Genomic DNA, 25,887 nt, shown 5'->3' on the forward strand with positions numbered 1-25,887 from the left:
GCAGCCCACTTGCCGCCAGCCGCGCCAAAAAAACGGGCCGGCCCCCGCCGGGGGGACGGCCCGCGCCTGAGCGTTCAGGCCGAGGGCGCTCCCCGGGCCTACTGGCCGTCGCCGGCCACGCCGGCCAAGTCGCTGCGCTTGTAGCCGGCCGGCGCCTGGAAGAGCGCGGCGGGCAGATTCTTTTCTTCCACGGCCGCCTTCTGCTCGATGACGTTCTCCTGGCCCTGGTCCAGCTCCACCACCTTGAGCGGATAGCCCTTTTCGAACACCGCGATCAGGGCCGGGTCGGTGGAATAATCGGGCTCGGGGTTGAAGCCGTCCATCATCTCGAGCATGTTGGCCATGTCGAACTCGTCGCTGAGGTCCAGATTGGGGGCCACCCAATACCAGGCCACCACCTGGCCATCCTGCGAGATGGCGTACTTGACCGTGTCGTAGCCGGCCACCTTGCCGCCGTCGCCCTCCTTGGCCACGCCGACCTTGGGCCGGGGGGCCTGGCCGGCCGGCTTGTTGGTCATCTGCTCTTTCATGGCCTGCATCATGGCCTTGTACTGGGCCGCCTGCTCGGGCGGCATGTCCTTGGTCTGCTGGGCGATGGCCGCGTCCATGGCCGAGGACATGCCGCTTTTCATCTCTTGGGGCGTGCCCTGCCAATAGGTCTTGCTCTGGTGATTGATCAGCAGAAGCTGGCCGCTTTTGGTGTCGAAAACGGTCTGGATGGCGTTTTCGGACTGGCCCACGGCCAGCTTGCCGGCCTGGATGAAGATTTTTTCCTGCTCGCCGTCGTCGTCGGCCTGCTCGGTGAAGACCCAGCCGGCCAGGGCGCTGGTGGGCAACATGAGCAGGGCCAGAGCGATAATCAGCCTTTTTATTTTCATGGGGACTTTTCTCCTTTGTTCGCCATGGGCCGCCGGCGGCCCAGGCCATGATTGGGCGCTCATGGGCAGGCCTGGGCATTATGCCGCCATTGCCGCCTTTTGTCCATCCCGCGTGAGGCCAGATCGCCCGCCGCGCTGGTCCGGCGCTCTGGACTTGTCAATCCCGCCGTTTTATAATGGCTTTCAGTTCGGGCCCGCGGCGACGGCGGGCCACGGCGGCATCAGCCCAGACCTCTCTCGCGCGGGCCGGCCAAGACGCCGAAAGAGGCGGCCACGCTTGGCCAAGCAAGAGAAGGCTCCGTGATGTTTCCGATACGCCGTTCGTGCCTGGCCCTGATCATCGCCCTCGGCATGGGGGCCGCTCTGGCCCAGGCCGCCACCGCCCCGCCCAGCGCCGACTTGGCGGGCGCTTCCGACAGCCCCCTGCTCAAACGCTACGAAGGCTCCATCATCATCTCCAGCGACAAACGGGCCTTCGATGAGCTGGCCCTGCCGCTGGGCCCGCTGGAATGCCCCGACCCCAAGGCCCGCGACGCCAAGAACAACCGCGTCTTCCAGCCAAAAATCGTCAGCGACCTGGAGGGCGCCTACACCCGCCTGGTCTACCTCAACCCGCCGGGGCGCTCCAGCCTGGAGGTGTTGCGTAATTATCAAGACGAAGTGGCGGCCAAGGGCGGCGAGATCCTCTACCAATGCAAGGGCGAGGCCTGCGGCGGCGACCCGGCGCGCGGCGCCGCCGGCGGCGGCGGCGAGCAAAGCCTGATGATGAAGCTGGTGGCCCCCGAACGGGTCACCGACGACTATTTTTCGCCCGGCGGCTGCGCCCTGCAATCGCGCATCCGCGATCAACGCTATTTCGCCGCGCGCATCCCCGCCGACGGCGGCGACGCCTATCTGGCGCTCATGACCTGGGTCTCGACCAGCAGCGGCTCGTGCCGGGCCTTCAACGACCGCGCCTTCACCCTGGCCGTGCTGATCGAACCCAAGGCCCGCGAACAAAAGATGGTCACGGTCAAGGCCGCGGAAATGGCCTCCAACCTGGACAGCCAGGGCCGCATCGCCCTCTACGGCGTCCATTTCGATTTCGACAAGGCCGTGGTCAAGCCAGAGTCCCGGCCCACGCTGCAAGAAATAGCCGCCCTGCTCGCCGCCGACCCCGCCCTCGAAATCCTGGTGGTGGGCCACACCGACAACCAGGGCGGATTCGCCTACAACGTGGAGCTGAGCCAGCGGCGGGCCCAGGCGGTGGTCAAGGCCCTGACGGGCGATTTCGGCGTGGCCCCGGGCCGCCTGACGCCCTTCGGGGCCGGCATGGCCGCGCCCACGGCCAGCAACGACAGCGAGGAGGGCAGGGCCAAAAACCGTCGCGTCGAGCTGGTCAAGCGCTGAGCCGCCGCCTCCGGCTTCAGTGGCCCAGCGGGCAGAAGCGCTCCAGGCCAAGTAGCTCCGCCGCCCCGGCGATGGTCACGCCAAAGAAAATCACCGGCCGGGGGCCGGCGGCGGCGCGGACGGCCTCGATGCTGTTGTTGGCCAGGGTCGAGCCGGTGGCGGCCAGCACGTCGGCCCAGGCCGCCAGGCGCTCCAGGTCGCGGCCGCCGTGGCCGACCGTCGCGCCGGCCACCGTGCGGCCGATGTTGTCGGGGTCCATGTCCAATATGGCCAGCTCGTAGTGGGGGGCCAGGGCCGCGGCCATGGCCGGTTGCAGGCCGACCAGGGTCACGCGGCGGGCGCCGGGGTGACGCCGGCGCAGATACTCCACCAGCTTGGGCGCGCAGAGGGTGGGCTCCTTGTCGCGGCAGTGGATGGTTTGGCGGGCCAGGCCCAGATGGGCGGCGATGGCGTTGGCGGCGGCCACGAAGGCGGCGGCGTTGAAGGGGTCGGTCAGGTCCAGGGCCAGCAGGCCGGCCACGTCGCTTTCGAAATCCCTGAAGGCGTCGGTGAAGGCCTGGCCCACGCCGCCCTTGAAGCTGGCCTCGATGATGCGCTCCTTGCCTTTTTGCAGGGGGAAGTCATCGCGCTCGGGCGTGCCGATGGCCTGTTTGACGCTCAGGGGCTTGATGCGCACGGCCACCTGCTCGGCCAGCAGGCCGCGCCGTTGGGCCAGGCTGGTCAGTTCGCCCCGCAGGGCCTGGATGGTGCTGTCGTTCATTGGCGCTTGTCCCTTCCGGCGCTTATCGCGCTGATGGGGGCCGAATCTTCCGCCGGGGCGGGCCGGCCCAGGTTGCGCGGCGCGCAAATCCTGCCGCCGCCGGGCAGGCTTTCCACGCCGATGGGGCAATCATAGAGCCTTTGCAGGTTTTTTTCATTGATGACCTGGTCCGCCGGCCCTTCGGCGATGATCCGCCCGCGCCGCAACAAGGCCGCCCGGCCGCCGATCCACAGGGCGTGATCGGGAAAGTGGGTCGACTGCACGATGGCCCGGCCCTCGTCGGCCAGGGCGCGCAGGCGCTCCAGCAGACGCAGTTGCGCGCCGTAGTCCAGGCCGCTGGCTGGTTCGTCGAGGATCAGCACGGCCGCGTCCTGGGCCAGGGCCCGGGCGATGAGCGTCAGTTGGCGCTCGCCGCCGCTGAGGTCGGTGTAGGGCCGCCGGGCCAGATGGCCGATGCCCAGACGCTCCAGGGCGGCCAGGGCCAGGGCCTCGTCGGCCTTGCCGAAGCGGAACCAAAAGGGCTTGTGGGGCAGGCGGCCCATCAAGACCACCTCCAGCACGGCATAGGCAAAGGCCGGGCGGTGGTTTTGCGGCACGTAGGCCAGGCGGCGGGCGACGTTCTTGGCCGACAGCCCGGCCATGTCCTGGCCATCCAGCAGCACCCGGCCGCTTTGGGGCCGCGCCAGGCCCAGCAGCAGCTTCAAAAGCGTCGTCTTGCCGCCGCCGTTGGGCCCCAAAATCGACAGCACCTGGCCCGGCGCGACGCCCAGGCTCACATCGCCCAGCGCCACCCGCCGGCCATAAGCGTGGCCCAGGTTTTCGGCCGCCAGTAGCGCCGTCATTGCCAGCCCCGCCTGGCCTGGCCCAGGGCCGCCGCGAAAAACGGAATGCCCACCAGCGCCGTGAGAATGCCCAGGGGCGTCTCGGTGGCCAAAAGCAGCCGGGCCAGGTCGTCGACCAAAAGCAGATAGGCCCCGCCCATGAGGATCGCCGCCGGCATCAACCGTCGGTTGTCGGGCCCCACCACCATGCGGGCGATGTGGGGGATCACCAGCCCCACCCAGCCGATGACCCCGGCCAGGGCCACGGTCAGCGCTCCGGCCACCGTGGCCGCCACGATTAGCAGCAGCCGCAAGCGGCCCACGTTGACGCCCAGGGCCCGGGCCTCCTCGTCGCCCATGCTCAGCACGTTCAGCCGGCCGGCCAGCAGCGCCAGCAGCAGCACCGCCGCCGCCAGCGGCCCGGCCATGGCCCAGACCGTGGGGCCGTCGGCCAACGTCAGCCCGCCCATCAGCCAGTGGACAATGGCCGGCAGTTGATCGTAGGGGTCGGCCACGTACTTGACCAGCGTCAACAGCGCCGTGAACATGGCGCTGCTGACCACCCCGCCCAGAATCAGCATCAGCAGCCGCTCGCCCCGGTATAGCGCGGCCAGGCCCACCGCCGCCGCCACCGCCAGCAGCCCGCAGCCCACCGCGCAAAGCTGCACCACCGGCCAGCTCTGGCCCAGCGTCATGCCCAGCGCCGCGCCAAACGAGGCCCCGGCCAACACGCCCAGTAGGTCCGGCGAAACCAGGGGGTTGACGAACATCGCCTGAAAGGCCGCGCCCGAGGCCGCCAGCGCCGCGCCGATCAACACCGCCGCCAGCACCCGGGGCAGGCGGATGTTGATGACGACGTTGTAAACCGTGGTCAGGCCAGGATCGGCGGCCCCGCCGTCGCCGCCCAACAGGCTGGCCGCCAGCCGGGCCAGGTCGGCCGGCGCCACGGGATAGCGGCCCAGGGCCAGCGACAGGGCCATCAGCGCGGCCAGGCCCAGGGCCAACAGCGTCGGCGTCAGGGCGTTCTTCATGGGCCCAGCAGCTCCTCGGCGGCCTGGCGGCTCAGCTCCACGCCCAAAAACAGCCGGAAAAACTCCATCGTCTTGGCCGCCATGTCCACCGGGTATAGCTGGGGGTGCAGCTTGTGGGCCAGCCAGTGGGCCCCCAGCAGGCGCATGAAGCTGGGCGGCCGGTCAAACCAGTTCAGCGGCCGGGTGGGGATGGCGTACGCCCGGCCTTCCCGCACGGCCGGCAGCCCGCGCCAGAGCCCCTGCTTGAGCTCCTGGCCCAAAAACAGCGGCTCGTGGCTGAGGATCACCTGCGGATCATAAGCCAGCACCTGCTCCATGGACACGCTCTCCATGCCATAGATGCCGCCGGCCCGACATTTGCGCACGTTCTGCCCGCCGCAAAGCTCGATCAGCTCGGCGTGAAAGGATTGATCGCACTCGGTGTGCAGGCCGCGCGGTCCCTCGGCGTAATAGACGCGGGGGCGCTTTGGCGGCGGCACGGCGGCGCGCAGGCGGGCCATGTCGTCAAGGACGCCCTGGGCGTGGGCGGCCAGGGCCCGGCCGCGCTCCGGTTGATTGCACAGTTCGCCCAAAAACAAAAAAAAGCGTGGAAAATCGGCCAGACCGCCCAACTCCACCCGCAGCACCGGCAGGCCCAGCGGGGCCAGAGTCTGTTCGATCTTCCACTGGGCGGGCTGATTGCGCCAGCCAAAGGCCAGCACCACGTCGGGCCGCGCCGCCAGCAGGCTTTCCAGATTGGCCCCCCGGCCCTGGCCAAACCAGCCGCCCAGCACGGGCAGATCCCACAGGCGCGGGCTCAGATAGCCCCGGGCGCTCTCGGGCGGCGGCGCGTTGAGGCCCACCAGCAGCTTTGGCGACAGGGCCAGGACCATGTAGGCCGCCGGCGGCGCGGTTGCGTAGACCTTGCTCACCACCGCCGGCACATCCACCTGGCGGCCGGCCATGTCGGTGATCAGCCGGGCCTGGGCCGGGCCGGCCGCCGGCCAGAGCAGGGCCGCCAGGGCCAGGATGACGATCAAACGTGTTGCGCGGGCCATCTTTTCGCCCCATGCCGCGCCGCCGGATCGACCAGCGGCGCGGCGCGAGAATGCTAGAACTTGGCCGCCAGCTCCAGGCCGTAGGTCAGGCCCACGTCCTCCCAGCCCAGGCGGGTTTGGTATCTTTCGTCGGTGAGGTTCTGGGCGAAAACGGTGGCCCGCATCTGGGCCTTGTCCAGGCTGAAGTCGTAGGACACGTTGGCGTCGATGCGCGAATATTGGTCCATCTCGTGGTAGCGGTTGTCGATGGCGAACTGGTTGGATTCGAAATCGCTGACGTAGCGCATGAGCAGGTTGCCCTGGAAGGGCGCGAAGCGATAGCCCAGGCGCAGGGTGGCCAGATGATGGGGGATGGACTTGTCGTCGATGTCGTTGTTGGAGCGCTGATAGCCGTAGGTCAGGCCGTAGGTCAAGTCGGGGGTGAACAGCCAGCCGCCCAGGTCCAGCTCGCAGCCGCTACGCACGGCGTCGGCGTTGTCGTAGATGTTGATCACGTCGTCGCCCTTGGTGACGCTGCCCACGGCCTGCTTCATGTCGGTCAGGTCGTAGGCGAAGGCCGTGGCCGTGACCCGCAGGGCCGGCAGCGGTTGGGCCACCAGGCCCAGTTCGTAGCGCAGTTGCTTTTCGGGCTTGAGGGTCTGGCCGCTCTTGGTCAGCAGAAACTCGTCGGCGCCTTGCTCGGTGTAGCTCAGGCGCAGGGTGGCCTCCAGCATCTTGTTGATCTGATAGGCCGCGCCACCGGCCACGCCGTAGCTGGGCTCGGCCCAGACGTCGTCGATGAGGTCGCTGGGCTTGGCGTCGGTGGCCGAATACATGTTGAGGCCCTTGGTGATGTGCTTGTGATCGACGCGCGCGCCGGCGTCGAGGCTGAGGGCCTGGCCGAGGGCGTATTCATCGTGCAGATAGAGCGAATACAACTCTTCATCGCGCGAGACGCCCTCGTAAAAGAGCTGGCCGTTGGGACAATGCCAGAAGATGGCCTGGCCGCCGACGCGAAGGTTGTTGGCCCCGCTGGCGATGATGTGGCTCAGGTCGGCCTGGACGACGTTGTCTTGCCAATCGTGCTCGGAGTAGGCCTTGGGCTTGGACCAGGAGCGATATTCGGTCTGGCCGTCGACCAGGCCGGTGTAGAGGCCCAGGTTGGTGGTCTGGCTGGCGGTCCACTGCTTGGCCGCGCTGGCGGTGGCCATCAGCGTGTCCAGGGGCTGATAGCGCCACTTGGCGTCGCTGGTCTTGCTGACGGCGGTGGAGCGCTGGATCTGCCGCGAGGCCGCGTCATAATAAAAAGAGGCGTCGGCCTTGAAGCTGTTTTGGTTGTCGTAGCCGCCCTTTAGCAGCAAGGTGTCGGAGTCGCTGCCGTTGTTCCAGTTTTCGCGGCCCTGGTCGTGCTGCTTGTTGTAGTTCAGCGAATAATAGCCGTCGCCCACGCGGTCGCCGTGGCTGAGAAAGGCCTTGTAGCGGCCCAGGTTGCCGACGCCGGCCTTGACCTGGCTCTGTTGCTTGGCGGGCTTGATGGTCTTGATGAGGATCACGCCCTGGATGGCCGTGCCGATCGATCCCAGGCCCGACAGGGGGGCCAGGGTCAGGGTGGTGGCGTCGCGGACGACGCGGATCGACTCGATCGTCTCCACCGGGAAGCTGGCCATCACGCGGCTGGACTGGGTCCAGGGCACGTAGACGCCGTCGACGAGGATGGCGTAACCGCCGCCGCCGATGAAGTTGCCGCCGCCGCGGCCGCTGATGAAGTTCATGCCCTTGCGGCCCTGGAATGACGTTTGCAGGCCGGGAGCATAGCTGAGCACGTCAAAGACGTCGCGGGGCTCCAGCGCTTCGATGCCCGCCTGGTCGATGCTCCAGGTGGCGGCGCGGGCGCTCTCGGGCAGGCGATAGGGGCTGTTGGGCCGCTCTTGCTCGGCGCTGGCCGAAACGTCGACGGGCTCGATCCGGTGGGTTTCCTCGGCCCGCGCCGGGGCCGGGGCCGCCAGGGCCAGGGCCAGGCCCAGCAGCATGATGATCGTGGCAAGCTCCCTCTTCATGGTTCCTCTCCGTTGGCCTTGGTGATCGTGATTCTAGCGTTGCGGGGCCTCCGTCGCCGCTGGCGCGATCCGCTCTCCATCGGCCGGCCAGCGCCAGTTGCCGGCGGGTTTGGCGAACGATCGATTTACCTGGCCCGGCGAAAAATCCAGGCCGTAAAAGCGCCGATAAAAGGCCTGGGCCTGGGCCATGACATCGAGGGAAACAAGCTCGGGGTGTAGTGTCCGGGCGATGTGCATCAGGCCCAGCACCCAGCGCGGGCTGCCAAAATCCCAGCCCGGCGCGGGGTGGGCGTAGACCCGCCCCTGGCGCACGGCCCGCGCCTCCACGCCAAGTTCGCGGCACTCGGCCAAGAAATCCTCGACGGTGTTGGACAAAAACGCCGAGATGAATATCACCTCCGGGCCCAGCTCGTTGAGCCGATCCACGCTCAGGCTCCGGCCGGGCCGGCCGCCCGGCGGCAAGAGCTTGTTGAGGCTCACCCCGCCGGCCAGCTCCACCAGCCGGTTTTCCAGCCGCCCGCCCGAGAGATAAAACAGCGGCTTGGCCATGGCGTAATAGACCGTGGGCCGCCGCTCCAGCCCGGCCAGGGCCTGGGCCATATCGTCCAGTTTGGCCTCCAGATAAGCGGCCAGGGCCTCGGCCCCCTCGCGCAAATCCACGGCCGCGCCAAACCAGCGCACGGCGTCGATGTATTGGCGTGGCTCTTGGGCGCACTGGTGCAGGCGCTTGAGGCCGCCCGGCGCCAGCAGGCGCTCCCAGGCCCGCACCACGTCGGATTGCTCGCGCGAGCCCATGGCGATGACCATGGCCTCGACCATCTCCAACGCCCGCGTGAAGGGATAGCCGCCCTGAAAGTCTTCCTCTTGGTGCGCGCCGGCGGCCCGCTGGCCCACGATGTCGAGCCCCGCGCCGCAGGCCGGGCAACGTGGCTCCAGCGGCCGCGCCGGCGGCTCGCCCAGCAGCTTGGCCCCCATGGGGCCGTAGAACTCGCGGCGCAGGGCCACGTGGCCGCAGGCCGGGCAGACGGTGTCGAGAAAGCGCGTGCCCGGCGTGTTGAACAAATAGACGTGGGCCAATTCATCGCGTAGGCGCGCGCAAAAGGCCTCGGCCTGGCGCACGGCCGGCTCCTGGTTGGCCGCGGCCCCCTCGAAGGGAATAAAACGCATCAACTGCAAGGGGATACGCGGCGAGATAGCGGCCACGGCCCGGGCCAGGGCCACAAGCTCGGGCTCCTTGTCGCGGGCGTAGATCACCGAAAGCTCCACGTGGACCCCGGCCGCCACCAGCGCCCGCAGATTGCGCCACACCGGCCCCAGGCCCGCCGAACCGCCGCAGGCGTGGTAGGCCGCCTCGGAAAAGCCCTTCAGGCCGATGTTGATGAAATCCAATAGCGGCAGCAGCCGCTCCAGGGATTGGGCCGTGAAATAGCAGTTGGTCGAACAGCCCACCTCCAGCCCCCGCGCCTTGGCCAGGGCCGCCACGCGCAGGAAGGTGGGCAACGAGGCCAGCGGGTCGTTCATCAAAAAAGCCACGCCCAGGCAATTGGCGGCGATGGCCTTTTCGACGACCAGCTCGGGCGTCAGGCGGGTCAGGGCCTTGCCGTGACGGGGCGTCTGGCGGGCGATCACCGTGGAAATGCAGCCTGGGCAATCGAAATTGCATCCCGTGGTGCTGATCTGTAGATATTTGGCCCCGGGGTTATGGTGCAACAGCGGCATCGTCTCGATGGACAGCGGGCCCACGGCCAGATAGCGGTCGGCGACGATCTCGACCACTTGGCCGTCCCGCGCCTCGTAAAGCCCGCAGGCCCCGCTCCGGCCCGGGCCCAGCAGGCAGCCGCGCTCGCAGATGTCGCAGCGGATCGCCCTCAGGCCGGCTTGCGCAACACCACCCACAGGCCTTCCTCCTCGCTGTCGATGATCTCCGCCCCGGCCACGCCCGCCTCGTCAAGGGCCTCCGTGAACTTTTGCCGCGTCTCGGGGCCCAGATTGCGCCGCACCATGGCCCGCCACTTGTCGTCGCCACCATTGCGCGCGCGCATCTTGTCGCCGATGGCCTCGCGGATGGCCGCCGAGCCGAACCCGCCGCCGACCTGGGCCAGGCCGCCGGGGGCCAGCACCCGCCAGATCTCCTTGAACGCCGTCGCCAGGTCCGGCCAGAAAAAGATCGACCCCCGGCTGATGGCCAGGTCGATGGACGCCTCCGGCAAGGGCATGGCCTCCACGCCGGCCAGAATCACCTCACCCCGGCCGCTCAGGCCGCTGGCCGTCAGGTTGGCCTGGGCGATTTCGAGCATCTGGCTGGATTGATCGAGCATGCGCAGGTGAAACAGGCTCCGGCGGGCCAGCTCCAGCCCCAAATACCCGCCGCCACAGCCGATATCCAGGCAGGCCCCGGCGCTGCGCCCGCAGCGCGCCAGCATCTGCCCGGCCACCACCGGATAGAGCGGCCAAAAGATTGTGCGGGCTATCTCGTCGAACTCCTTGGCGTTGGTCTTCATCTGCTTGCTCCGCTGACGTTTGACGGCGCGGCTTGACATCTGCCAGCGCATCGATATCTTTTACTAAAGACAGCGCGGCCCAAAAAAATATTGCCGCCTGCTTTTCACGTTATACTCCGTAAAATATATCGCGTCAAGCGGTCGCCTGAACAAATCGGGCGCGACGAGCCGCCCGGCCGCCGCGCCCGCCGCGTTTCCGCCGGAGCGTCCTAGGTTTCCAGGGTGATGAGGCCGCCGACGCCTTGGAGCGCCCCTGGCCAAAGTTCGCGGGCCATGACGTAGGCCTCGGGGATGCCGTTGGTGTTGCCAACGCCGAAATCGGCCGTGGGCCTGAAGCCGAAGCGGGCGTAATAAGCCGGATCGCCAGCCAAAACCACCGCGCCATGACCCAGGGCCCGGGCCTTGGCGCAGGCCTCCTCGACCAGGCGCGCGCCCACGCCGCGGCCGCGCCGCTCCAGCATCACCGCCAGCGGCCCCAGCAGCAACACGGCGCGCGGCCCGCCGGCGGTGGCGATGGCGGTGGCCGTGAGCATGATGTGGCCGATGATCCGGCCCTCTTCCTCGGCCACCAGGGCCAGTTCGGGGATATAATTGCCGCCGGCGCGCAGGCGCTCGACAAAGTTCTGCTCGTCGCCGTTGGAGACCTTGGCCGTCTGAAAGGCTATTTTGACCAGATCGTGAATCGTGGGGAAGTCTTCTGGCTTTTCTTGTCGTATCAGCAATGTTGGCCTTCCTTGGTCTTGCGCCTCATCGTCCGCCCTTCCGCGCCCAAGTTAAAATAAGCCTCGGGCTCAAGTCAAAATTAAAGCCTCGTCGCGCGCGGCCCCACAAAAAAAAGGCGGCCGGATGAAAAAATCATCCAGCCACCCGAGACCATTGCGCGACATTTTCTCTGATAACGATCTTTAATTTGTTGTAATAATTGGCTAAACGAGAGTGCCGTCCCTAGCGCGCTTCGGCTGCTGCACGGAAAAATTCATGTTTCACAGGTTATTATCGGTTTTGACAACATTTGTTATGTTTCACCGTGCAGCGGCCTCGCTGAAGATGACCTTCAAGCGATGGTGCGCGAGCGGATCGGCAAATGAGAAGCTGAGTTTGTATTGGAGTCCGTCCTTTGGGCAGAGGAGATGCCGTGAGCTTCGGTTTCACGCTCCGGAAATTGACACTGACTGGCCAGGGGGTTACGGACGCGGAACTGGGCTTTGCGCCCGGTCTAAACGTGATCACGGGCCCATCCGACACAGGGAAAACCTTCATCGCTCAGTGCCTCGACATCGCGGCCGATTCCAGCCCGTTGCTCAGGGGACGCTGTCGTTGGGCGCGTTGCCATTCAACTACGACCTGAGCGTGGATGACGTCAATTACGAATTCGACGCGAAGCTCCACACCGCCGGCCTACTTTTGAATGCGCATCCGTTCGCCAACGGCTTCCGCCTCAGCGGCGGCGTGATCATCAACAGCCATGATTTTTCGGGCAGCGCCAGCCCCAGCGCCAGCAAGATCTACAACATCGGCGGCACGAGCTACACCGGGGCCCAGTTGGGCCGCGTGGAAACCGACGCCTCGTTCAACACCCTGGCCCCCTACGGCGGCTTGGGCTTCAGCAACGTGTTCAGCGATGGCGGTCATTGTGTTTTCGCCTTTGATCTTGGCGTGATATAGTGAGCCCGCTCGATATCTCGCTGCATTCGTCCAACCAGAATTTGGCGCCAAGCCTGGCCGATTCGCTCAAGCGGGTAGAAAGCAAAGTCCAGGACGATTTGACCGACTTCAAGTTCTATCCGGTCGTTACCGTGAGCGTGAGTTATCGCTTTTAAGCGCCAAGACACATAATTGTCGCCGGTTGGACGGGCGCCGGGTCGTTTGACGATTCGGCGCCGCCGCGCCAAGGCCGAGCCGGGGGGGTAGCACGATGAGATCGAAGCTGATTGCGTTCATGCTGGCCGGAATTCTGTTCATCGTCTGCCACGGCTTCGCTATGGCCGCGGTGGGAACCAACCCCGGCGCCGGCAATCCCCACGACTATTCCGGCGTGGGCGACTGGCTGGGCACCACCGAGAGCGACCAATACACCAACAGCGTCGGGGCCACGGTCGGCGGCGACGTGGACATGCGCCAGGGCGGCAGCGACACGGTCACCAACTCCGGGGGCGTCATCGGCGGGATTTGGATGAGCGGCTCGGGCCACAACACCGTCACCAACAGCGGCGCGGTCAGCGACACCATCTGGGGTGGTTACAATTCCGGCGCAGGCTCCAGCGGCGGTTACAACACCATCACCAACTCCGGCATGATCGACGACAGCCTGCGCGGCAGCTACAACAGCGGCGAAGGCAGCAGCGGCGGCTATAACGCCATCACCAACTCAGGCTCAGCTGCCTGGAATATGACCGGCAGCGAAAACGTCGGCGCTTACAGCTTTGGCGGCTCCAACACCATCTCCAACAGCGGAGACGCCCAAGGCAATATTTTCGGCAGCTGGAATTACGGCTCTTACAGCTTCGGCGGTTCCAACGTCATAAACAACGACAGCGACGTGGGCGGCAACATAATCGGCAGCTACAACATGAACACGGGCTCCAGCGGCGGCGGCAACGTCATAAGCAGCGAGGGCGACGTGGTCGGCTTCATTATGGGCAGCTTCAACTTTGGCGCTGGCTCCAGCGGCGGCGACAACAACATCACGGTGAGCGCCGGCGGCACGGTGGACAGCGGCGTCTACGGCAGCTACAACATGAGCGCTGGCGCCAGCGGCGGCGACAACGTCATCGTGATTGATGGCCTGACCACCGGCGACGTCACCGGCAGCAACAACGACGGCGTGGGCGCCAGCGGCGGCGACAACAACATCTCGGTGAGCGCCAGCGGCACGGTGGAAGGCGACATCTACGGCAGCCTGAACACTGGCGCTGGCTCCAACGGCGGCGACAACACCATCACGGTGGGCGCCGGCGGCACGGTGGAAGGCTCGGTCTACGGCAGCAGCAACGAGGGCGCGAGCTCCAGCGGCGGCGGCAACACCGTCAGCAACAGCGGCACGGTGGAAGGCTCGATCTACGGCAGTTATAACGCTGGAGAGGGCAGCTCCGGCGGCGACAACACCATCACCAACGGCGGCGCGGCCGAGGACTTCATCTACGGCAGCTACAACGTCAGCGATGGCTCCGCGGGCGGCTACAACACCATCACCAACGCCAGCGGCGGCGAGGTGAACAACGCCATCATCGGCAGCGGCAACGAAGGCGCTGGCTCCAGCGGCGGCTACAACTACATCTTCAACCACGGCCAGGCGCACAGCATCATTCAGGGCAGCTATAACGTCGGCGAAGGCAGCGGCGGAGGCTTCAACCACCTCGTCAACACCGGCACGGCCGGTGGGTTGGTGGGCAGCCACAACGAGGGCGATCACACCAGCGGCGGCTCCAACAGCATTGTCAACGAGGGAAGCACCAACTCCACCTACGGCTCCTTCAACATCGGCGATGGCTCCAGTGGCGGCGGCAACACCATCACCAACAGCGGCACATCGATGGCCATATTCGGCAGCAACAACGATGGCGATGGCAGCTATGGCGGCGACAACACCATCAGCAATTCCGGCACCTCGTTCACGGTTTCCGGCAGCAACAACGATGGCGATGGCAGCTATGGCGGCTACAACACCCTCGGCAACTCCGGCACGGCGTACATGTTGTTTGGCAGCCATAACACGGGCGTTGGCAGCTATGGCGGCTTCAATATAATCACCAACTCGGGTGATGGCTCCTACATCGTCGGCAGCTTCAACAATGGCGTTGGCAGCTATGGCGGCTTCAATACAATCACCAACTCGGGTGAAATGTTGTTTCTCTATGGCTCCGTCAACATCCTCGACGGGGCCTATGGCGGCGACAATACAATCAACAACTCTGGTCGAGTGACGCAGATTGCTGGCTCTCTCAACGGCGGCGACGGAGCCTATGGCGGCTACAACACCATCTACAACTATGGCACGGTGCTTGGCGACGTCTACGGTAGCGACAACCACGGCGACCACAGCTACGGCGGCGGCAACATCATCTACAACTATGGCGCGGTGAGTGGCAGCATTTACGGCAGCAGCGGCTCTTCGGGCGGCGTGGGCAACGTCATCTACAACTATGGCGCGGTGGGCGGCGACATCCTGGCCGGCGACGGCGACGACTTTGTCTATCTGCTGGGCAACTCCTCGGTGGGAGGGGTGGTCGACGGCCAGGCCGGCATCGACAGCCTGTTCCTGGGCGATGGCTCGTACAACTCGGCCGATTTGCTCAACTTCGAAAACATGGGCTACCAGGGTTACGGCGTGGCGACCCTGCAGGGTGACTGGAACTTCAACCTGGGCGTCTCGGTGTTGGACGGCAGCCTGACCCTGCCCAGCGGCAGCACGTTGCAAACGCCGTTCTTCAGCATCGGCGACGGCGCGACGGCCCAGATCAACGGCCAGGCCACGGTGGATTCGTTCACCACCGTCAACGGCGGGCTGAACGTGTATGGCAGCCTGAACAGTCCCTTGGTGACGGTGGGTTCGGGCGGCGAGTTGAACGTGCAGGGCGCGCTGGGCGTCTCGACGCTGACCATCGCCGGCGGTGGCACGGCCCAGATCAACGGCTACCTGGGCGCTTCGACTTTCAACGTGGCCAATGGCGGCTTTGCCGACATCGGCGGTCTGGCCGTCATCGGTTCGTCCACGACGATTTTCGGCGGGCTGCATCTCAACGGCAGTCTTTACAGCCCCGCAGTGATCTTGGGCGCCGGTTCCAATTCCTGGGGCACGGGAACCATCATCGGCAACGTGATCAACCAGGGCTGGATCATCCCCGGCAACAGCATCGGAACCATGCGCATTCTGGGCGACTACACCCAAACCGCCGGCAGCGTGCTGTGGGTCGAGGTGGAGCCCGGCGGCGCATCCGACCTGCTTTGGGTCAGCGGCACGGCCTACCTGAATGGCGGCTACCTGGCCGTCAGCCTGCCGCACGACCTCTACGTCAACGGCCAGAGCTGGAACGTGCTCAGCGCCGGCGCGGTCTCGGGCGCCTTCGCCGGAATCTACAACCAGCCTGATTCGCTGACCGTGGCCCTGCGGGCGGTGGGCCGAGCCGACGGCGTCTCGCTGGAGGTGGTGCGCACGCCCTTCGCCTCGCTGGGCGCGACTCCCGGCCAAAAGGGCGTGGGCGCGGCCCTGGACGCCATCTTGCCGCTGGCGCTCCAAAACCAGGACCAGATGTACGGCCTGCTGCTGAACATGGACTGGAACTATGACCTGGAGCAAATCAGGCAGGTTCTGGAGGCGGCCAGCCCCGAGATGTACGACGCCTTCAGCGCGGCCAGCCTGGAGGCGGCCAGGACCTTCGATCGCCTGCTGGCCTGGCGGGTGCTGCAGGCTGGCGGTGGCGCGGCCCAGCCGGCCGGCCCGAGCCAGGCGGCCGCCAAGCAGGCCAAGCCCGGCGAGCAGCCGCTGGCCGGCGGCAGGTGGTCGCTGTGGGGCCGCGCCCTGGGCGATTGGGCCAACCAAAGCGGCGACAGCGGGCATATGGGCTATCGCATCGGCGCGGGCGGCGCGGTGGTGGGGGCCGACGGCCTGCTGCTGCCCTGGCTGCGCACCGGCGTGGCCATCTCCAACTCGGTGGCCGATATCGAATGGAGCATGGCCGGCAACGAGGGCGAGCAGCGCCAGATCAATCTTGGCCTCTACGCCACGGCCGTCCTGGATGATTTCCACCTGGACGCGGCGGTCAGCTACGGCTCATACGACAACAGCGCCAAGCGCAACGTGAGCTTTGCCGACAACAGCGGCCGGACCAACGCCGACTTTGACGGCAACACCATGCTGGCCCGCCTGGGTGGCGGTTACGACTGCAAGGCCGACGCGTTCCGGTTCGGCCCCGTCGTCTCGCTGGAATATGTCCGGCTGAGCGAGGACGGCTTCAGCGAGGGCGGCGCGGGCTACTTGGGCCTGCGGGTGGACGACCGCGACCATGACTACACCTCGTCGCGCCTGGGCCTGCGGGCCGCGGCCGACTGGAGCCTGGCCGATCTGCGCCTGACGCCCAGCGCCTTCGCCAACTGGCTGCATGCCTTCAACACCGAGGCCCGGACCATCCAGGCCACTTTTGGCCAATACGGCTCCGTGCCCATTGTCGTGGATGGGGCCGACCAGGCGGCCGACATGCTGGAGACCGGCCTGGGCCTGTCGGCCTCGTTCGGCGAGACGTTCTCGGTGTTCCTGGAAGGCTCGTTGCTCCAGGCCAACACCTGGAACTCCCAGGCTGTTTCGGCCGGTCTGAACATCGCCTTCTGAGGCGTCGTCGTCGGCCGATCGCCAACGCGGCCCACGCCGCCGGCTGGGCCTACTGGGAAGACTTACCAGCGAGATTGAAAAGACGAGCGGGGGCGGCGGAAGCTGCCCCCGCCCTCATTGCGGCAATTCAGTGCCTTGGTTCATTACATCTAAGTAGCGCTGATAACAAAATATTCTATTTCGGCGTTGCTCAGTGATTTCCCGGACGACCCCCAGGCGCATCAACTGGGTCAAGCATTTATTGACCGTGGCCGGCGTTAGCCCCGTCCTTTGCGCCAGAACGACCGAGGTCGCCAGGGGCTTTGACAACAGCGCTTGGTGTGTTTTCTCGACGGATAGGGCCGTGCGACCCAGGCTCTTGATCTTGTCCCGATCCTCTTTGGCCAGGGCCATGAGTTGCCGGGCGGCCTCGACCGCTTGGCTAGCGGTGGTTTGCACGGCGTCGGCAAAGAAATCCAACCATGCTTCCCAGTCGCCAGTTTGGCGCACTCTGTTTAGCAGCTCATAGTAAAAGCCGCGATGACTTTTAAAATACAGACTCAGATAAAGAATAGGCGTGCTGAGCACCTTTTGTTCGCACAGAATCAAGGTGATAAGCAGGCGGCCCAGGCGGCCGTTGTCGTCAAGAAAGGGGTGGATGGTTTCAAACTGCACGTGGGACAGGGCCGCTTTCAACAAAACCGGCGTGGGCTCCGGTTGATCATGCAAAAACAGCTCCAGCGCGCCCATGCACTCCATGACATACTCGGCCGGCGGAGGAACAAAGGCCGCGTTCCCCGGCCTTGTCCCGCCAATCCAATTTTGCGTGCGGCGAAATTCACCTGGCGTTTTATGGCCGTCGCGTCCCTTGGCCAACAATATCTCGTGGATTTCCTTGATCAGCCTCAGCGAAAGAGGAAACCCTTCCCGAAGGCGCTTCAGGCCATGCTCCAATGCCGCCACATAGCTGCTGACTTCTTGCACATCGCCCAGCGGCGCGCCCGGTTGCTGATCCAATTCAAATAACAGCAGATCGGACAAGGAAGACTGCGTGCCCTCGATCATGGAAGACAGAACGGCCTCTTTGCGCACGTACATGTATAAAAAAAGAGATGACTCCGGGAGCAAAACCGATAGGCTATCCAGCCGCCCAAGGGCGACCAGCGCCTGGTCGAACTTGGAGCGCAGCTCCGGCGTCCATTCTATGGGAGGACGTGGGGGAAGGGCATTGGGGATGAATGCTTTTGCCGGCTCGCTCACCGTGGAAATTGGCGTGTAGCGCCCCTGAAGTTTTCGTTTCATTTTACGCGCCGAATTTAAATTATGCCGCAAGTTTATTTTACGATATGGCGTAATCGTAAAATAAGCCTCGGGCTCACGTCAAAACAAAAACCGCGCCGCCGACGCGGGCCGCGCGCCGTCAAGGCCCGCATCCCCACAAAAAAAGGTGGCCGGATGAAAAATCATCCAGCCACCTGAAAATGGTGCGCCCGGCAAGATTCGAACTTGCGGCCTACGGATTCGTAGTCCGGCGCTCTATCCACTGAGCTACGAGCGCTTGCATACGCGAGTGAGGATTATAACAAAAGCGCGGCGCTTGACAAGGTCTATTCGCCATCGCCGGCCGAGTTTGTCGTTTTCGGTTGGCCGGCCGGTTTGCGGCGGCGGCGGCGGCGTTTTTGCCCTTGCCCATCGGCGACTTTTTCGCCATCGCCGCTGGCGACCGTCGTGGTTGGCGCGGCTGGGGCGGAGCTGGTGCGCCGTCCGCCCCGTCCGCCGCGAGCGCCGTCGCCATCGCGGTCACGGCCACGCCCGCCCTCGCGGGGGCCAAAGGCCGGCCGTGGCATGCGCGGGGCCGGTCCGGCCTGGTCGGGCACGAAAAGCGAGTCATCGGCCCAGCAGACGGGAATTTTCTCGCCCAGGTATTCCTCGACGTAGGGCAGGTGGGTGGCGTAGCGGTCGCAGCACAGGGTGATGGCCTTGCCCACGGCGCCGGCCCGGGCCGTGCGGCCGATGCGGTGGACGTAGTCTTCGGGATCGGCGGGCACGTCGTAGTTGATGACATGGCTGATGTTTTCGACGTGCAGGCCACGGGCGGCCACGTTGGTGGCCACCAGGATCTTCAGTTCGCCGCTTTTGAATTGCTCCAAAAGCTGCATGCGCCGCCGCTGGGTCAGATCGCCGCTGATGCCTTCGGCGGGCAGGCCGTTGCCGCGCAGCTTGTAGGCGATGGCGTCGACGGCGCGCTTGGTGTTGGCGAAAATCATCACTCGGTCGACGCCCTCGCGGCGCAGGAGGCCCAGCAGCAAGCTCATTTTCTCGGGGGCCGAGCAGTGGTAGAGCTCCTGGTCGACCTGCTCGACCGTGCGCTGGCGCGGGGCCACCGAGACCTTGGCCGGCATGTTCATGAACTCGTAGGTCAGCTCCAGCACGCGGTAGCCCAGCGTGGCCGAAAAGAGCATGGATTGCCGCCGGTCGTAGGGCGGCAGGCGGCGCATGATCCAGCGCAGGTCGGCGATGAAGCCCATGTCGAACAGGCGGTCGGCCTCGTCGATGACCAGGTGCTTGACGGCGCGCAGATCCAGGGCGCGCTGCTTGATATAGTCGATGGCCCGCCCCGGCGTGGCCACGACGATATCCACGCCTTCGCGCAAGGCCCTGGCCTGCTTGAGATAGTCGACCCCGCCGAAGACGGCGACCATGCGCAGATCGGTGTGTCGGCCGATCTGCTGGGCGTCGTCGTAGATCTGCACGGCCAGCTCGCGGGTGGGGGCGATGATCAGCGCGGCGGGGAATTGGCGATCTGTCCGCTGGTCGCGCAGCATGTGATAAAAAATGGGCACCAGAAAAGCGGCGGTCTTGCCTGTCCCGGTCTGGGCCTCGCCGGCCACGTCCTTGCCGGCCAGACCCAGGGGGATGGTCCGCTCCTGGATCGGCGTGCAATGGGTGTAGCCAGAGTCGGCCAGGCCCCGCAGCAGGGGCTCGGGCAGGTTGAAATCGGCAAAGGGCGCGCCCTGAGCCAGGGGCGCCCCGCTTTTTTGCGTGGTGTCGTCTTGCGGTGTTATGTGTGTATCATCCATAACATTTTATGATACCTTGCCCGGCCGTCGGCGGCAAGTCGCGCCGGCTATTTATCCACCTTGACCTGGCTGACTTCCACCGGCCAGACGCGGCAGTCGTATTGCGCGCAGTCCACCGCCCGCGAGGCGAAGGCCAGCTTGCCATCCTCGAAATAGACCCAGTGGGGCTCGGCCTCGGCGTGGGAGATGGCCACCTCGGAGAAGCCCACCGTGCAGACGGCGGCCAGGCTGCGGCCCAGCATCTTGCTGGGGCAGTTTGGCGTCTCGGGCACCATGTTGTATTCCCAGACCACAAACTTGCCCTTTTGCTGGGGGAACTGCACCAGCTTGACCGACTCGGGCGGGCCCAGTTCCTCGGCCACCTGGTCCTCGGACATGCCGTTTTGAATCTTGGACAGATTGGCCTTGGCCCCAGGGGCGCAGCCCCCGGCCGCCAGCGCCAGCAACAGAACCAACGCAACGCCCAATTTACCCATGGTCATACCTCGCATTTGCGCCACACCACCTCGTGGCGGCGGCGTCATTTCGTTGCGGCCCGGCGGATGCGTGGCCGCGGCCGTTCAAAAACCGTTTTCCGCGCCGCGCGGGCGCTTGGCAGAAATATACACCAGCCACTCCGCCCCGACAGGAGCGGGGCCGATATTTCTCGCCACGGGCCGCGGTTAGTCGGCCTCCTCCGGGCGCACCACCAGCACCGAGCACGGCGCGCGGCGCACCATCTTGCGGGCCACCGAGCCAAAAACGGCCTCGACAATATTGCCCGCGCCCGCGGCGCCCACCACCAAAAGCGCCGCGTTCTGGCTTTGGCACAGGGCGGCCAGCTCGCGGGTGGGCTCGCCCTCGGCGATGACGGTCTCCACCTCGGTCAGGGCGCTTTCGATCTGGCGCAGGCGCTGCATCTCACGCTCGGCGGCCTGGCGCATCTCGCGGCGCAGATCGGCCGTCACCTGGCTGACCTGGATCTCGTCCAGCAGCGGCGTGGGGGTGATCAGCGGCGGGATGACATGGGCCAAAACCAGCTTGACTCCGCGCTGGGCGGCCAAACGCGCCGCCTGGGCCACGGCCTGCTCGGCGGCCTTGGAGAAATCGGTGGCGGCGATGATGGGCCCCTCGATCATGGATGCCTCCTCCCGGCATGGCGCGTCGCGACTTTTGGGCTGGCGCGCAAGATCAGCATAGCAAAAAAAAGCTCGCCCGGGCCAACCAAGCTTTGCCCGGGCTCACTGCTCCGGGCTTTGCTCGGCCCGCGCCCAGGCCTCGACCAGATAGTCCTTGGCCTCCTCGAACTGGCGGGCCTGCTCCTCGACCAGGGCTTCGGCCTCCTGGGAGGTCATGTCCCAGCTTTCACGCACGAACGAGGCCACGCGGGCGAAGTAGAGCGGCGTGCACAGCTCGACCAGGCGCATGCGGAATTTCTCCCAGGCGTGGAACTTGGCCGCCAGTTCGTACATGATCTCGATCCACACGCTGGTGGGCAGGTGAAACTGGCTGGCCTCCTGGCCGGCGGCCTCCTCCACGGCCTGGAAGGTGGCCGGCGGCAGGACGTCTTTCCACAACGCGCCGAACTGCTTGAAGCCGGCGCGGAAATGTTCCAGCATGGCCTCGATGTTGACCTTGACCGGCTCGGGGTCGCCGGCCACGCCGAAGTCGAAGGTCTCCACCGGCTGGCTGCCCCGCTGCGTGCGCCAATGATCCTCGTAGCGCTCCATCAGCGAAAACAGCGTCCAGACCACCTGGCGGAACATCGGGGCCAGGTGCTGGGCCGGATCCTTGGCGTCGTGGATCTTGACGCCCAGGTTGGACTGGCAGACGCGGAAGCCCTGGGTGATGGCGCTGGTGGTCATCCAGATGTCGATGCCGTAGCGCGCCACGTCGCTGCCCCAGACGTCCTGATCGACGTAATAGTTGGCCACGTCGCGGCTGATGGCGAAGTCGCCGCCGATGGGCTGGCGCACGCGCTTGCCGTAGAGGGCCCGGGTCATGTTGTAGACGATGTTGTTGGTGATGGTGCCGTCGTACTTGTGGCGCTGATAGACCGGGGCCACGAACTGATAGTCTTTCTCCAGCACCGGGTCCAGCAGGTACTTGACCCAATCGCTGGTGATCGAGCGCAGGTCGCTGTCGACCATGCCGCAGGCCTTGACCTTCAGGCGCGCGGCCGCCTCGAAGATCGAGCGCAGGGCGCTGCCCTTGCCGCCGGGGCCGCGATAGATCGATACGATTTTCTCTTGCCAGGGCTTGATCTCGAAATCGCGGGCCATCTCGCGGGTGTCGTCGGTGGAGCCGCCGTCGGCGATAAGGATGACGCTGCGTTTGTCGCCAAAGTGCTTGGCCAGGCCGTGGGTCAGCATCTGGATGACGTGGACGATGGTTTGTTCGTTGTTGAAGCAGGGTATGCCCATGAGGATGTCGGCCGAGCCGATCTCCTCGATGCGCTTGGCCGTGTAGCCGCGCAGGGCGGTGTTGTAGGGCATGGGTTGACCTCCTTTCGGGGGTGAATCAAGTCTCCGATGACGGCGGCGCGGGCGCTCCGACCTTGGCCGGGGGCAGGTCTTTTTTGTAGACGACCGTGCGATAGGGAAAAGGAATCTCCACGCCGGCCGCGTCAAAGCGCTTCTTGACATGCTCCAGCAGCCAGAACCTGGCCAGCCAGGCCTCGTCGATATTTTCCGTCCACAGATAAATCCGCACGACCACGGCGTATTCGCCCAACTCCACCACGCGGACCCACGGCTCGGGGCCGTCGGCTTGGCGGTGGGGGCAGCGGCCGGCCTCATCCAGCATCAGCTGGCGGGCCAGGTCGATGTCGGTGTCGTAGCTGACGCCCACCTCCACGGTGCAGAGCATGCGCTCCTCGACGATGGTGTAGTTGGAGATGACCATGCCGTCGATCTTTTCGTTGGGGATGATCAGGCGGCGGTTCTGCCAGGTCTTGACGATGGTGTGGCGCAGGGTGATGTCCTCGACCGTGCACGATTCGCCCTCGATCAACAGCTTGTCGCCGATGCGGAAAGGCCGATACGCCGCGATGGCCACGCCCGAGACCAGGTTGGAGAGCGTGGGCTTGGCCGCCAGGCCCACCACCAGCGCCGTGATGCCCGCGCCGGCCAGCATCGTGCTCATCAGCGCGCGCAACTGGGGCACCAGGCTGACGAAGAGCATCACCCCGGCCAGGGCCACCAGCAGCGTCTTCAACCGCACCATGTAGCGCACGATCGTCTCGTCGACCTTGCGCCGCAGGTGGCCGATGACCCATTTGGCCTGGTTTTCCATGATCTTGGTCAGCACCCGCGAGGAAACCGTGGCCACGGCGGCGATGACCACGGCCAGGCTCAGCGCCCCGGGAATGGTGCTGAAATCCAAAAGCATCGACCAGGTGAAATCAGGCATGGCCCGCTCAGAGCCACTTTTTGTGGCGGAAATAGATGATCAGCCCCGCGGCCACCGCGGCCATCGCGGCCAAGACCGCCGGATAGCCATAGTGCAGGCGCAGCTCGGGCATGTATTCGAAATTCATGCCATAAACCCCGGCGATGAACGTCAGCGGGATAAAGATCGAGGCCATGATCGTCAGCACCTTCATCACCTCGTTGGTGCGGTTGCCCAAGGCCCCCAGGTGCAGCTCCATCAGGCCGGTGGCCTGCTCGCGGATGGCGTCGGCGGCGTCGAGCACGTGCAGGGCGTGGTCGGCCACATCGCGCAAAAATGGCCACACCGGCTGGCTGAAAAAGCCCGAATCGCCCCTGGCGATGAAATTGACCACCTCGCGCAGGGGCCACAGCACCCGCCGCAGGTGGATTATCTGGCCCTTGAAGTGATAGAGCGCCTTGGCCGAGGCCTCGGAGGGGTTGGCCAAGACCTGGTCCTCGATGGCGTCGAGGCTCTCGCCGAAGGCTTCCAACACGCCGAAATTGCTGTCGATCATCACATCGATGATGGCGTAGGCCAGGTAGTCGGCCCCCATTTCGGCGATGCGGCCGCGCCGCTGGGCGATGCGCTGGGCCACCAAATCCAGGGGCGTGTCGTCGCTCTCCTCGAAGGTGGCCACCCAACCCCGGCCCAAGACCAGGCTGAGCTGCTCCTCGCTGATGACGGCGGTTTGTTGATCGAAGCGCAGGAGCCTCAGCACCACGAAGAGATAGTCGGCGAACTCCTCGACCTTGGGCCGCTGGGTGGCCTCGACCACATCCTCCAGCAGCATCGGGTGCAGGTTCAGGCGTTGGCCCAGGCCGCGGATCAGCTCCAGGTCGTGCAGGCCGCGCACGCGCAGCCAGCAGACCTCGTCGGCGACCGGGGCCACGTCGCCCGGCCCGGCGTTTTCGACCACGCGCCGGCCCTGGCCGTTGTAGTAGGTCACCGTGGCCGAAGGCGTCTGGACGCGCCGCCGGCCCACGTGGACCAGCGACCCGGGCGGCAGGGCGGCCCGCCGAGACCAGCCTTTGATAAAATCGAGCATGGCGGTGGGCTTCGATGCCTTCCGCGCCCGCCCCGACGGCGGGCCGTTGGCGGCTTTGGCCCGGCCCGCTAGGGCGTGGGCGCCTTGGTCAACAAGAACTTCAGGTCGTTGTCGTCGAAGTAAAACCCGCCGCCCATGAAGAACGTGCTGTTGCCCTGGTCGCTGAGCACGTCGTCAACGCCGGCGGTGACATAAAAGTATTTCATGAACCGATAGTCGGAACGCAGCTTGAGGTGGGGCTTTTCGTCGGTGCTGAAGTCGAAGAGCTCCATGGTCAGGCGCAGGTCGTCGTCCATGAGCATGTAGTCCAGGGCGAAGCCGCCGGTGGACTGGAACAGGCCGGCGCGAATCACGGCGTCGTAGAAGCGCTTGCCGATCTGGGCGTTGAAGGTCAGGTCGTCCTTGTCGGTGGTGAACTGCTTGACCCGGACGTGGGAAATCTCGCCGTCGGTGTTGGTGGTGGTGTCGGTGAGCGTCTCGCGGCGGCGGCCCACCGGGTCGGAGACCACGCCCAGCAGGTAGAACTTGTCCATGCGCGGCTGCAAGAGCACGTTGACCTCGCTGCGCAGGGCCTCGTGCTGGAACAGGTACTCGCCGCGGTAATCCACCTTCAGGCGCCAGGCGTCGCCCTGGCCGATGTAGTCGTTGATGCCGGTGAGGGCCTGGTCGATCTTGTCGATGGTGGCGTCGTCGTTGACCAGGCGGCCCAGGGTGCCCTTGCCCTGGTTGATCTTGTCGCTGACCTGGCGCAGGGAGGCCAGGGTGGAGTTGAGGTCGCGCACGGTCTGGTCGTTGTTGACCAGTTGGCCGATGGTGCCCTTGCCGTCGTCGATCTTGGCCAGCACGGAGTTGAGGCTGTGCATGGTCTGTTCCATGTTGGCGCTGGCCTTGGCGAAGTTCTGGATGGTGCTGGTCAGGGCCGAGCGGTTTTCGTCGCTGAGCTGGCTGATGTTTTCGGAAAAATTGTCCAGGTTGGCGATGATGTTGTCCAGCCGGGCCTGGTTGTCGCCGATGACCACCTTGAGCGTGTCGGTCAGCTCCTTGATGTTGGAAAGCGACTGGGCGATGTTGCGTTGGCTCTCGGGCGAGGCGATGCTCATCTTCAGCGACGAGGTGATGGCCCCGATGTCCTCGGCCACCTGGCCGATGCGGCTCATGACCTGATCCAGGTCGGTGGGCACGCTGGCCCGGGCCAGGCGCTGGCCGTTTTCCAGCGGCGGCGCGGCGGGGCTGCCGCCCTCGATGGAGACGAACTTGTCGCCCAGAACGCCACGGGTGCGGATCAGGGCCTGCACGTCGGCCGGCAGATGCACGTCCTCGTTGATGCGTAGCGTAATCCGCGCCCGGCCCTGGTCCAGGCTCACCCCGGCCACCTTGCCGATGGTGATGCCGGCCATTTCCACCGGGGCGTTGAGCTTCAGGCCGCTGGCCGAATCGAACAGCGCCCAGACCTCGTAGCCAGCCGGCTCGCCGATCTGGAAATCGCCCAGCCGCAGCGTCATGTAACCCAACAGGGCGATGGCCACCATCACGAAGACGCCGACTTTTGCTTCCGTGGATACCCCGGCCATGAACCCTCCGCCCTTTCGCCTCT

At 65.7% G+C, this 25,887-nt stretch carries 21 protein-coding genes and 1 tRNA gene; 4 read left to right on the top strand and 18 right to left on the bottom strand.

The window, feature by feature from the left end; translation table 11 throughout:
- Positions 1-98: 98 nt before the first annotated feature.
- Positions 99-878: a DUF4412 domain-containing protein gene (locus DEBA_RS00900; RefSeq protein ID WP_013257017.1), complete on the bottom strand. Its 780-nt coding sequence runs from the start codon at positions 876-878 to the stop codon at positions 99-101.
- Positions 879-1,181: 303 nt separating this feature from the next.
- Between DEBA_RS00900 and DEBA_RS18515 the strand changes: the two genes are divergently transcribed.
- The gene (locus DEBA_RS18515; RefSeq protein ID WP_013257018.1) at positions 1,182-2,267 is read left to right on the top strand and encodes an OmpA family protein; all 1,086 of its coding nucleotides are present in this window, start codon (positions 1,182-1,184) and stop codon (positions 2,265-2,267) included.
- A 16-nt stretch (positions 2,268-2,283) separates the two neighbouring features.
- Here DEBA_RS18515 and DEBA_RS00910 read toward each other — a convergent pair whose 3' ends face one another.
- From DEBA_RS00910 to DEBA_RS00945, 8 genes are all read right to left on the bottom strand, one after another.
- Entirely contained in the window at positions 2,284-3,027 is a 744-nt protein-coding gene (locus DEBA_RS00910; RefSeq protein WP_013257019.1) for a Rossmann-like domain-containing protein, read from the bottom strand.
- Complete coding sequence (locus tag DEBA_RS00915) at positions 3,024-3,869, bottom strand: ABC transporter ATP-binding protein (protein WP_013257020.1); 846 nt, start codon at positions 3,867-3,869, stop codon at positions 3,024-3,026. Before DEBA_RS00915 ends, DEBA_RS00910 begins: the two co-directional genes overlap by 4 nt.
- On the bottom strand, positions 3,866-4,879 hold the full coding sequence (locus DEBA_RS00920) for a FecCD family ABC transporter permease (protein WP_013257021.1): 1,014 nt from the start codon (positions 4,877-4,879) through the stop codon (positions 3,866-3,868). Before DEBA_RS00920 ends, DEBA_RS00915 begins: the two co-directional genes overlap by 4 nt.
- Positions 4,876-5,916 (bottom strand): ABC transporter substrate-binding protein, encoded by a 1,041-nt coding sequence (locus DEBA_RS00925; protein WP_013257022.1) that lies wholly within the window; start codon positions 5,914-5,916, stop codon positions 4,876-4,878. The genes DEBA_RS00920 and DEBA_RS00925 overlap by 4 nt, the downstream gene beginning before the upstream one ends.
- 53 nt (positions 5,917-5,969) lie before the next feature.
- On the bottom strand, positions 5,970-7,952 hold the full coding sequence (locus DEBA_RS00930) for a TonB-dependent receptor (protein ID WP_013257023.1): 1,983 nt from the start codon (positions 7,950-7,952) through the stop codon (positions 5,970-5,972).
- 33 nt (positions 7,953-7,985) lie between these two features.
- On the bottom strand, positions 7,986-9,848 hold the full coding sequence (locus DEBA_RS00935; protein WP_013257024.1) for a radical SAM protein: 1,863 nt from the start codon (positions 9,846-9,848) through the stop codon (positions 7,986-7,988).
- The gene (locus tag DEBA_RS00940) at positions 9,821-10,453 is read right to left on the bottom strand and encodes a class I SAM-dependent methyltransferase (RefSeq protein WP_013257025.1); all 633 of its coding nucleotides are present in this window, start codon (positions 10,451-10,453) and stop codon (positions 9,821-9,823) included. The genes DEBA_RS00935 and DEBA_RS00940 overlap by 28 nt, the downstream gene beginning before the upstream one ends.
- Before the next feature lie 209 nt (positions 10,454-10,662).
- Positions 10,663-11,175, bottom strand: a complete 513-nt coding sequence (locus DEBA_RS00945; protein WP_013257026.1) for a GNAT family N-acetyltransferase — start codon at positions 11,173-11,175, stop codon at positions 10,663-10,665.
- A 595-nt stretch (positions 11,176-11,770) separates the two neighbouring features.
- Here DEBA_RS00945 and DEBA_RS00950 point away from each other — a divergent pair.
- The 3 genes from DEBA_RS00950 (at position 11,771) to DEBA_RS00955 (ending at position 16,778) form a co-directional block, all read left to right on the top strand.
- Positions 11,771-12,118, top strand: a complete 348-nt coding sequence (locus tag DEBA_RS00950; RefSeq protein ID WP_148227747.1) for a hypothetical protein — start codon at positions 11,771-11,773, stop codon at positions 12,116-12,118.
- Entirely contained in the window at positions 12,118-12,273 is a 156-nt protein-coding gene (locus DEBA_RS18520) for a hypothetical protein (protein ID WP_222832023.1), read from the top strand. The genes DEBA_RS00950 and DEBA_RS18520 overlap by 1 nt, the downstream gene beginning before the upstream one ends.
- A gap of 119 nt (positions 12,274-12,392) precedes the next feature.
- Positions 12,393-16,778, top strand: coding sequence for an autotransporter outer membrane beta-barrel domain-containing protein (locus tag DEBA_RS00955; RefSeq protein ID WP_043813456.1), 4,386 nt, complete (start codon positions 12,393-12,395; stop codon positions 16,776-16,778).
- A gap of 114 nt (positions 16,779-16,892) precedes the next feature.
- On the opposite strand, the gene DEBA_RS00960 is transcribed toward DEBA_RS00955, so the two are convergent.
- From DEBA_RS00960 to DEBA_RS01000, 9 genes are all read right to left on the bottom strand, one after another.
- Positions 16,893-18,059, bottom strand: a complete 1,167-nt coding sequence (locus DEBA_RS00960) for a Fic family protein (protein WP_013257028.1) — start codon at positions 18,057-18,059, stop codon at positions 16,893-16,895.
- Positions 18,060-18,239: 180 nt separating this feature from the next.
- Positions 18,240-18,315, bottom strand: a tRNA-Arg gene (locus DEBA_RS00965).
- Positions 18,316-18,364: 49 nt separating this feature from the next.
- Positions 18,365-19,837, bottom strand: a complete 1,473-nt coding sequence (locus DEBA_RS00970; protein ID WP_013257029.1) for a DEAD/DEAH box helicase — start codon at positions 19,835-19,837, stop codon at positions 18,365-18,367.
- Positions 19,838-19,884: 47 nt separating this feature from the next.
- A complete protein-coding gene (locus DEBA_RS00975) occupies positions 19,885-20,313 on the bottom strand; it encodes a hypothetical protein (RefSeq protein ID WP_013257030.1) in 429 nt (142 codons plus the stop codon).
- 186 nt (positions 20,314-20,499) lie between these two features.
- Entirely contained in the window at positions 20,500-20,955 is a 456-nt protein-coding gene (locus DEBA_RS00980) for a universal stress protein (RefSeq protein WP_013257031.1), read from the bottom strand.
- A gap of 102 nt (positions 20,956-21,057) precedes the next feature.
- Positions 21,058-22,311, bottom strand: a complete 1,254-nt coding sequence (locus tag DEBA_RS00985; protein ID WP_013257032.1) for a glycosyltransferase — start codon at positions 22,309-22,311, stop codon at positions 21,058-21,060.
- A gap of 25 nt (positions 22,312-22,336) precedes the next feature.
- Positions 22,337-23,227 (bottom strand): mechanosensitive ion channel family protein, encoded by an 891-nt coding sequence (locus tag DEBA_RS00990; RefSeq protein ID WP_013257033.1) that lies wholly within the window; start codon positions 23,225-23,227, stop codon positions 22,337-22,339.
- A gap of 7 nt (positions 23,228-23,234) precedes the next feature.
- Positions 23,235-24,293 carry a magnesium/cobalt transporter CorA gene (gene corA, locus DEBA_RS00995; RefSeq protein WP_013257034.1) on the bottom strand — a complete coding sequence of 353 codons (1,059 nt, stop codon included), beginning with the start codon at positions 24,291-24,293 and terminating at the stop codon, positions 23,235-23,237.
- Positions 24,294-24,361: 68 nt separating this feature from the next.
- Complete coding sequence (locus DEBA_RS01000) at positions 24,362-25,864, bottom strand: MlaD family protein (RefSeq protein WP_013257035.1); 1,503 nt, start codon at positions 25,862-25,864, stop codon at positions 24,362-24,364.
- Between the last annotated feature and the right edge of the window lie 23 nt (positions 25,865-25,887).

Source organism: Desulfarculus baarsii DSM 2075 (genome assembly GCF_000143965.1).
Classification (GTDB): Bacteria; Desulfobacterota; Desulfarculia; order Desulfarculales; family Desulfarculaceae; genus Desulfarculus; species Desulfarculus baarsii.

Bases quoted from the DNA above. Each gene is read 5' to 3' on its own strand.
- DEBA_RS00955 (WP_043813456.1), top strand. From the start codon at position 12,393: ATGCTGGCCGGAATTCTGTTCATCGTCTGCCACGGCTTCGCTATGGCC.
- DEBA_RS00925 (WP_013257022.1), bottom strand. From the start codon at position 5,916: ATGGCCCGCGCAACACGTTTGATCGTCATCCTGGCCCTGGCGGCCCTG.
- DEBA_RS01000 (WP_013257035.1), bottom strand. From the start codon at position 25,864: ATGGCCGGGGTATCCACGGAAGCAAAAGTCGGCGTCTTCGTGATGGTG.
- DEBA_RS00940 (WP_013257025.1), bottom strand. From the start codon at position 10,453: ATGAAGACCAACGCCAAGGAGTTCGACGAGATAGCCCGCACAATCTTT.
- DEBA_RS00960 (WP_013257028.1), bottom strand. From the start codon at position 18,059: ATGAAACGAAAACTTCAGGGGCGCTACACGCCAATTTCCACGGTGAGC.
- DEBA_RS00970 (WP_013257029.1), bottom strand. From the start codon at position 19,837: ATGGATGATACACACATAACACCGCAAGACGACACCACGCAAAAAAGC.
- DEBA_RS00910 (WP_013257019.1), bottom strand. From the start codon at position 3,027: ATGAACGACAGCACCATCCAGGCCCTGCGGGGCGAACTGACCAGCCTG.
- DEBA_RS00930 (WP_013257023.1), bottom strand. From the start codon at position 7,952: ATGAAGAGGGAGCTTGCCACGATCATCATGCTGCTGGGCCTGGCCCTG.
- DEBA_RS00915 (WP_013257020.1), bottom strand. From the start codon at position 3,869: ATGACGGCGCTACTGGCGGCCGAAAACCTGGGCCACGCTTATGGCCGG.
- DEBA_RS00990 (WP_013257033.1), bottom strand. From the start codon at position 23,227: ATGCCTGATTTCACCTGGTCGATGCTTTTGGATTTCAGCACCATTCCC.
- DEBA_RS00920 (WP_013257021.1), bottom strand. From the start codon at position 4,879: ATGAAGAACGCCCTGACGCCGACGCTGTTGGCCCTGGGCCTGGCCGCG.
- DEBA_RS00975 (WP_013257030.1), bottom strand. From the start codon at position 20,313: ATGGGTAAATTGGGCGTTGCGTTGGTTCTGTTGCTGGCGCTGGCGGCC.
- DEBA_RS00980 (WP_013257031.1), bottom strand. From the start codon at position 20,955: ATGATCGAGGGGCCCATCATCGCCGCCACCGATTTCTCCAAGGCCGCC.
- DEBA_RS18515 (WP_013257018.1), top strand. From the start codon at position 1,182: ATGTTTCCGATACGCCGTTCGTGCCTGGCCCTGATCATCGCCCTCGGC.
- DEBA_RS00985 (WP_013257032.1), bottom strand. From the start codon at position 22,311: ATGCCCTACAACACCGCCCTGCGCGGCTACACGGCCAAGCGCATCGAG.
- corA (WP_013257034.1), bottom strand. From the start codon at position 24,293: ATGCTCGATTTTATCAAAGGCTGGTCTCGGCGGGCCGCCCTGCCGCCC.
- DEBA_RS00900 (WP_013257017.1), bottom strand. From the start codon at position 878: ATGAAAATAAAAAGGCTGATTATCGCTCTGGCCCTGCTCATGTTGCCC.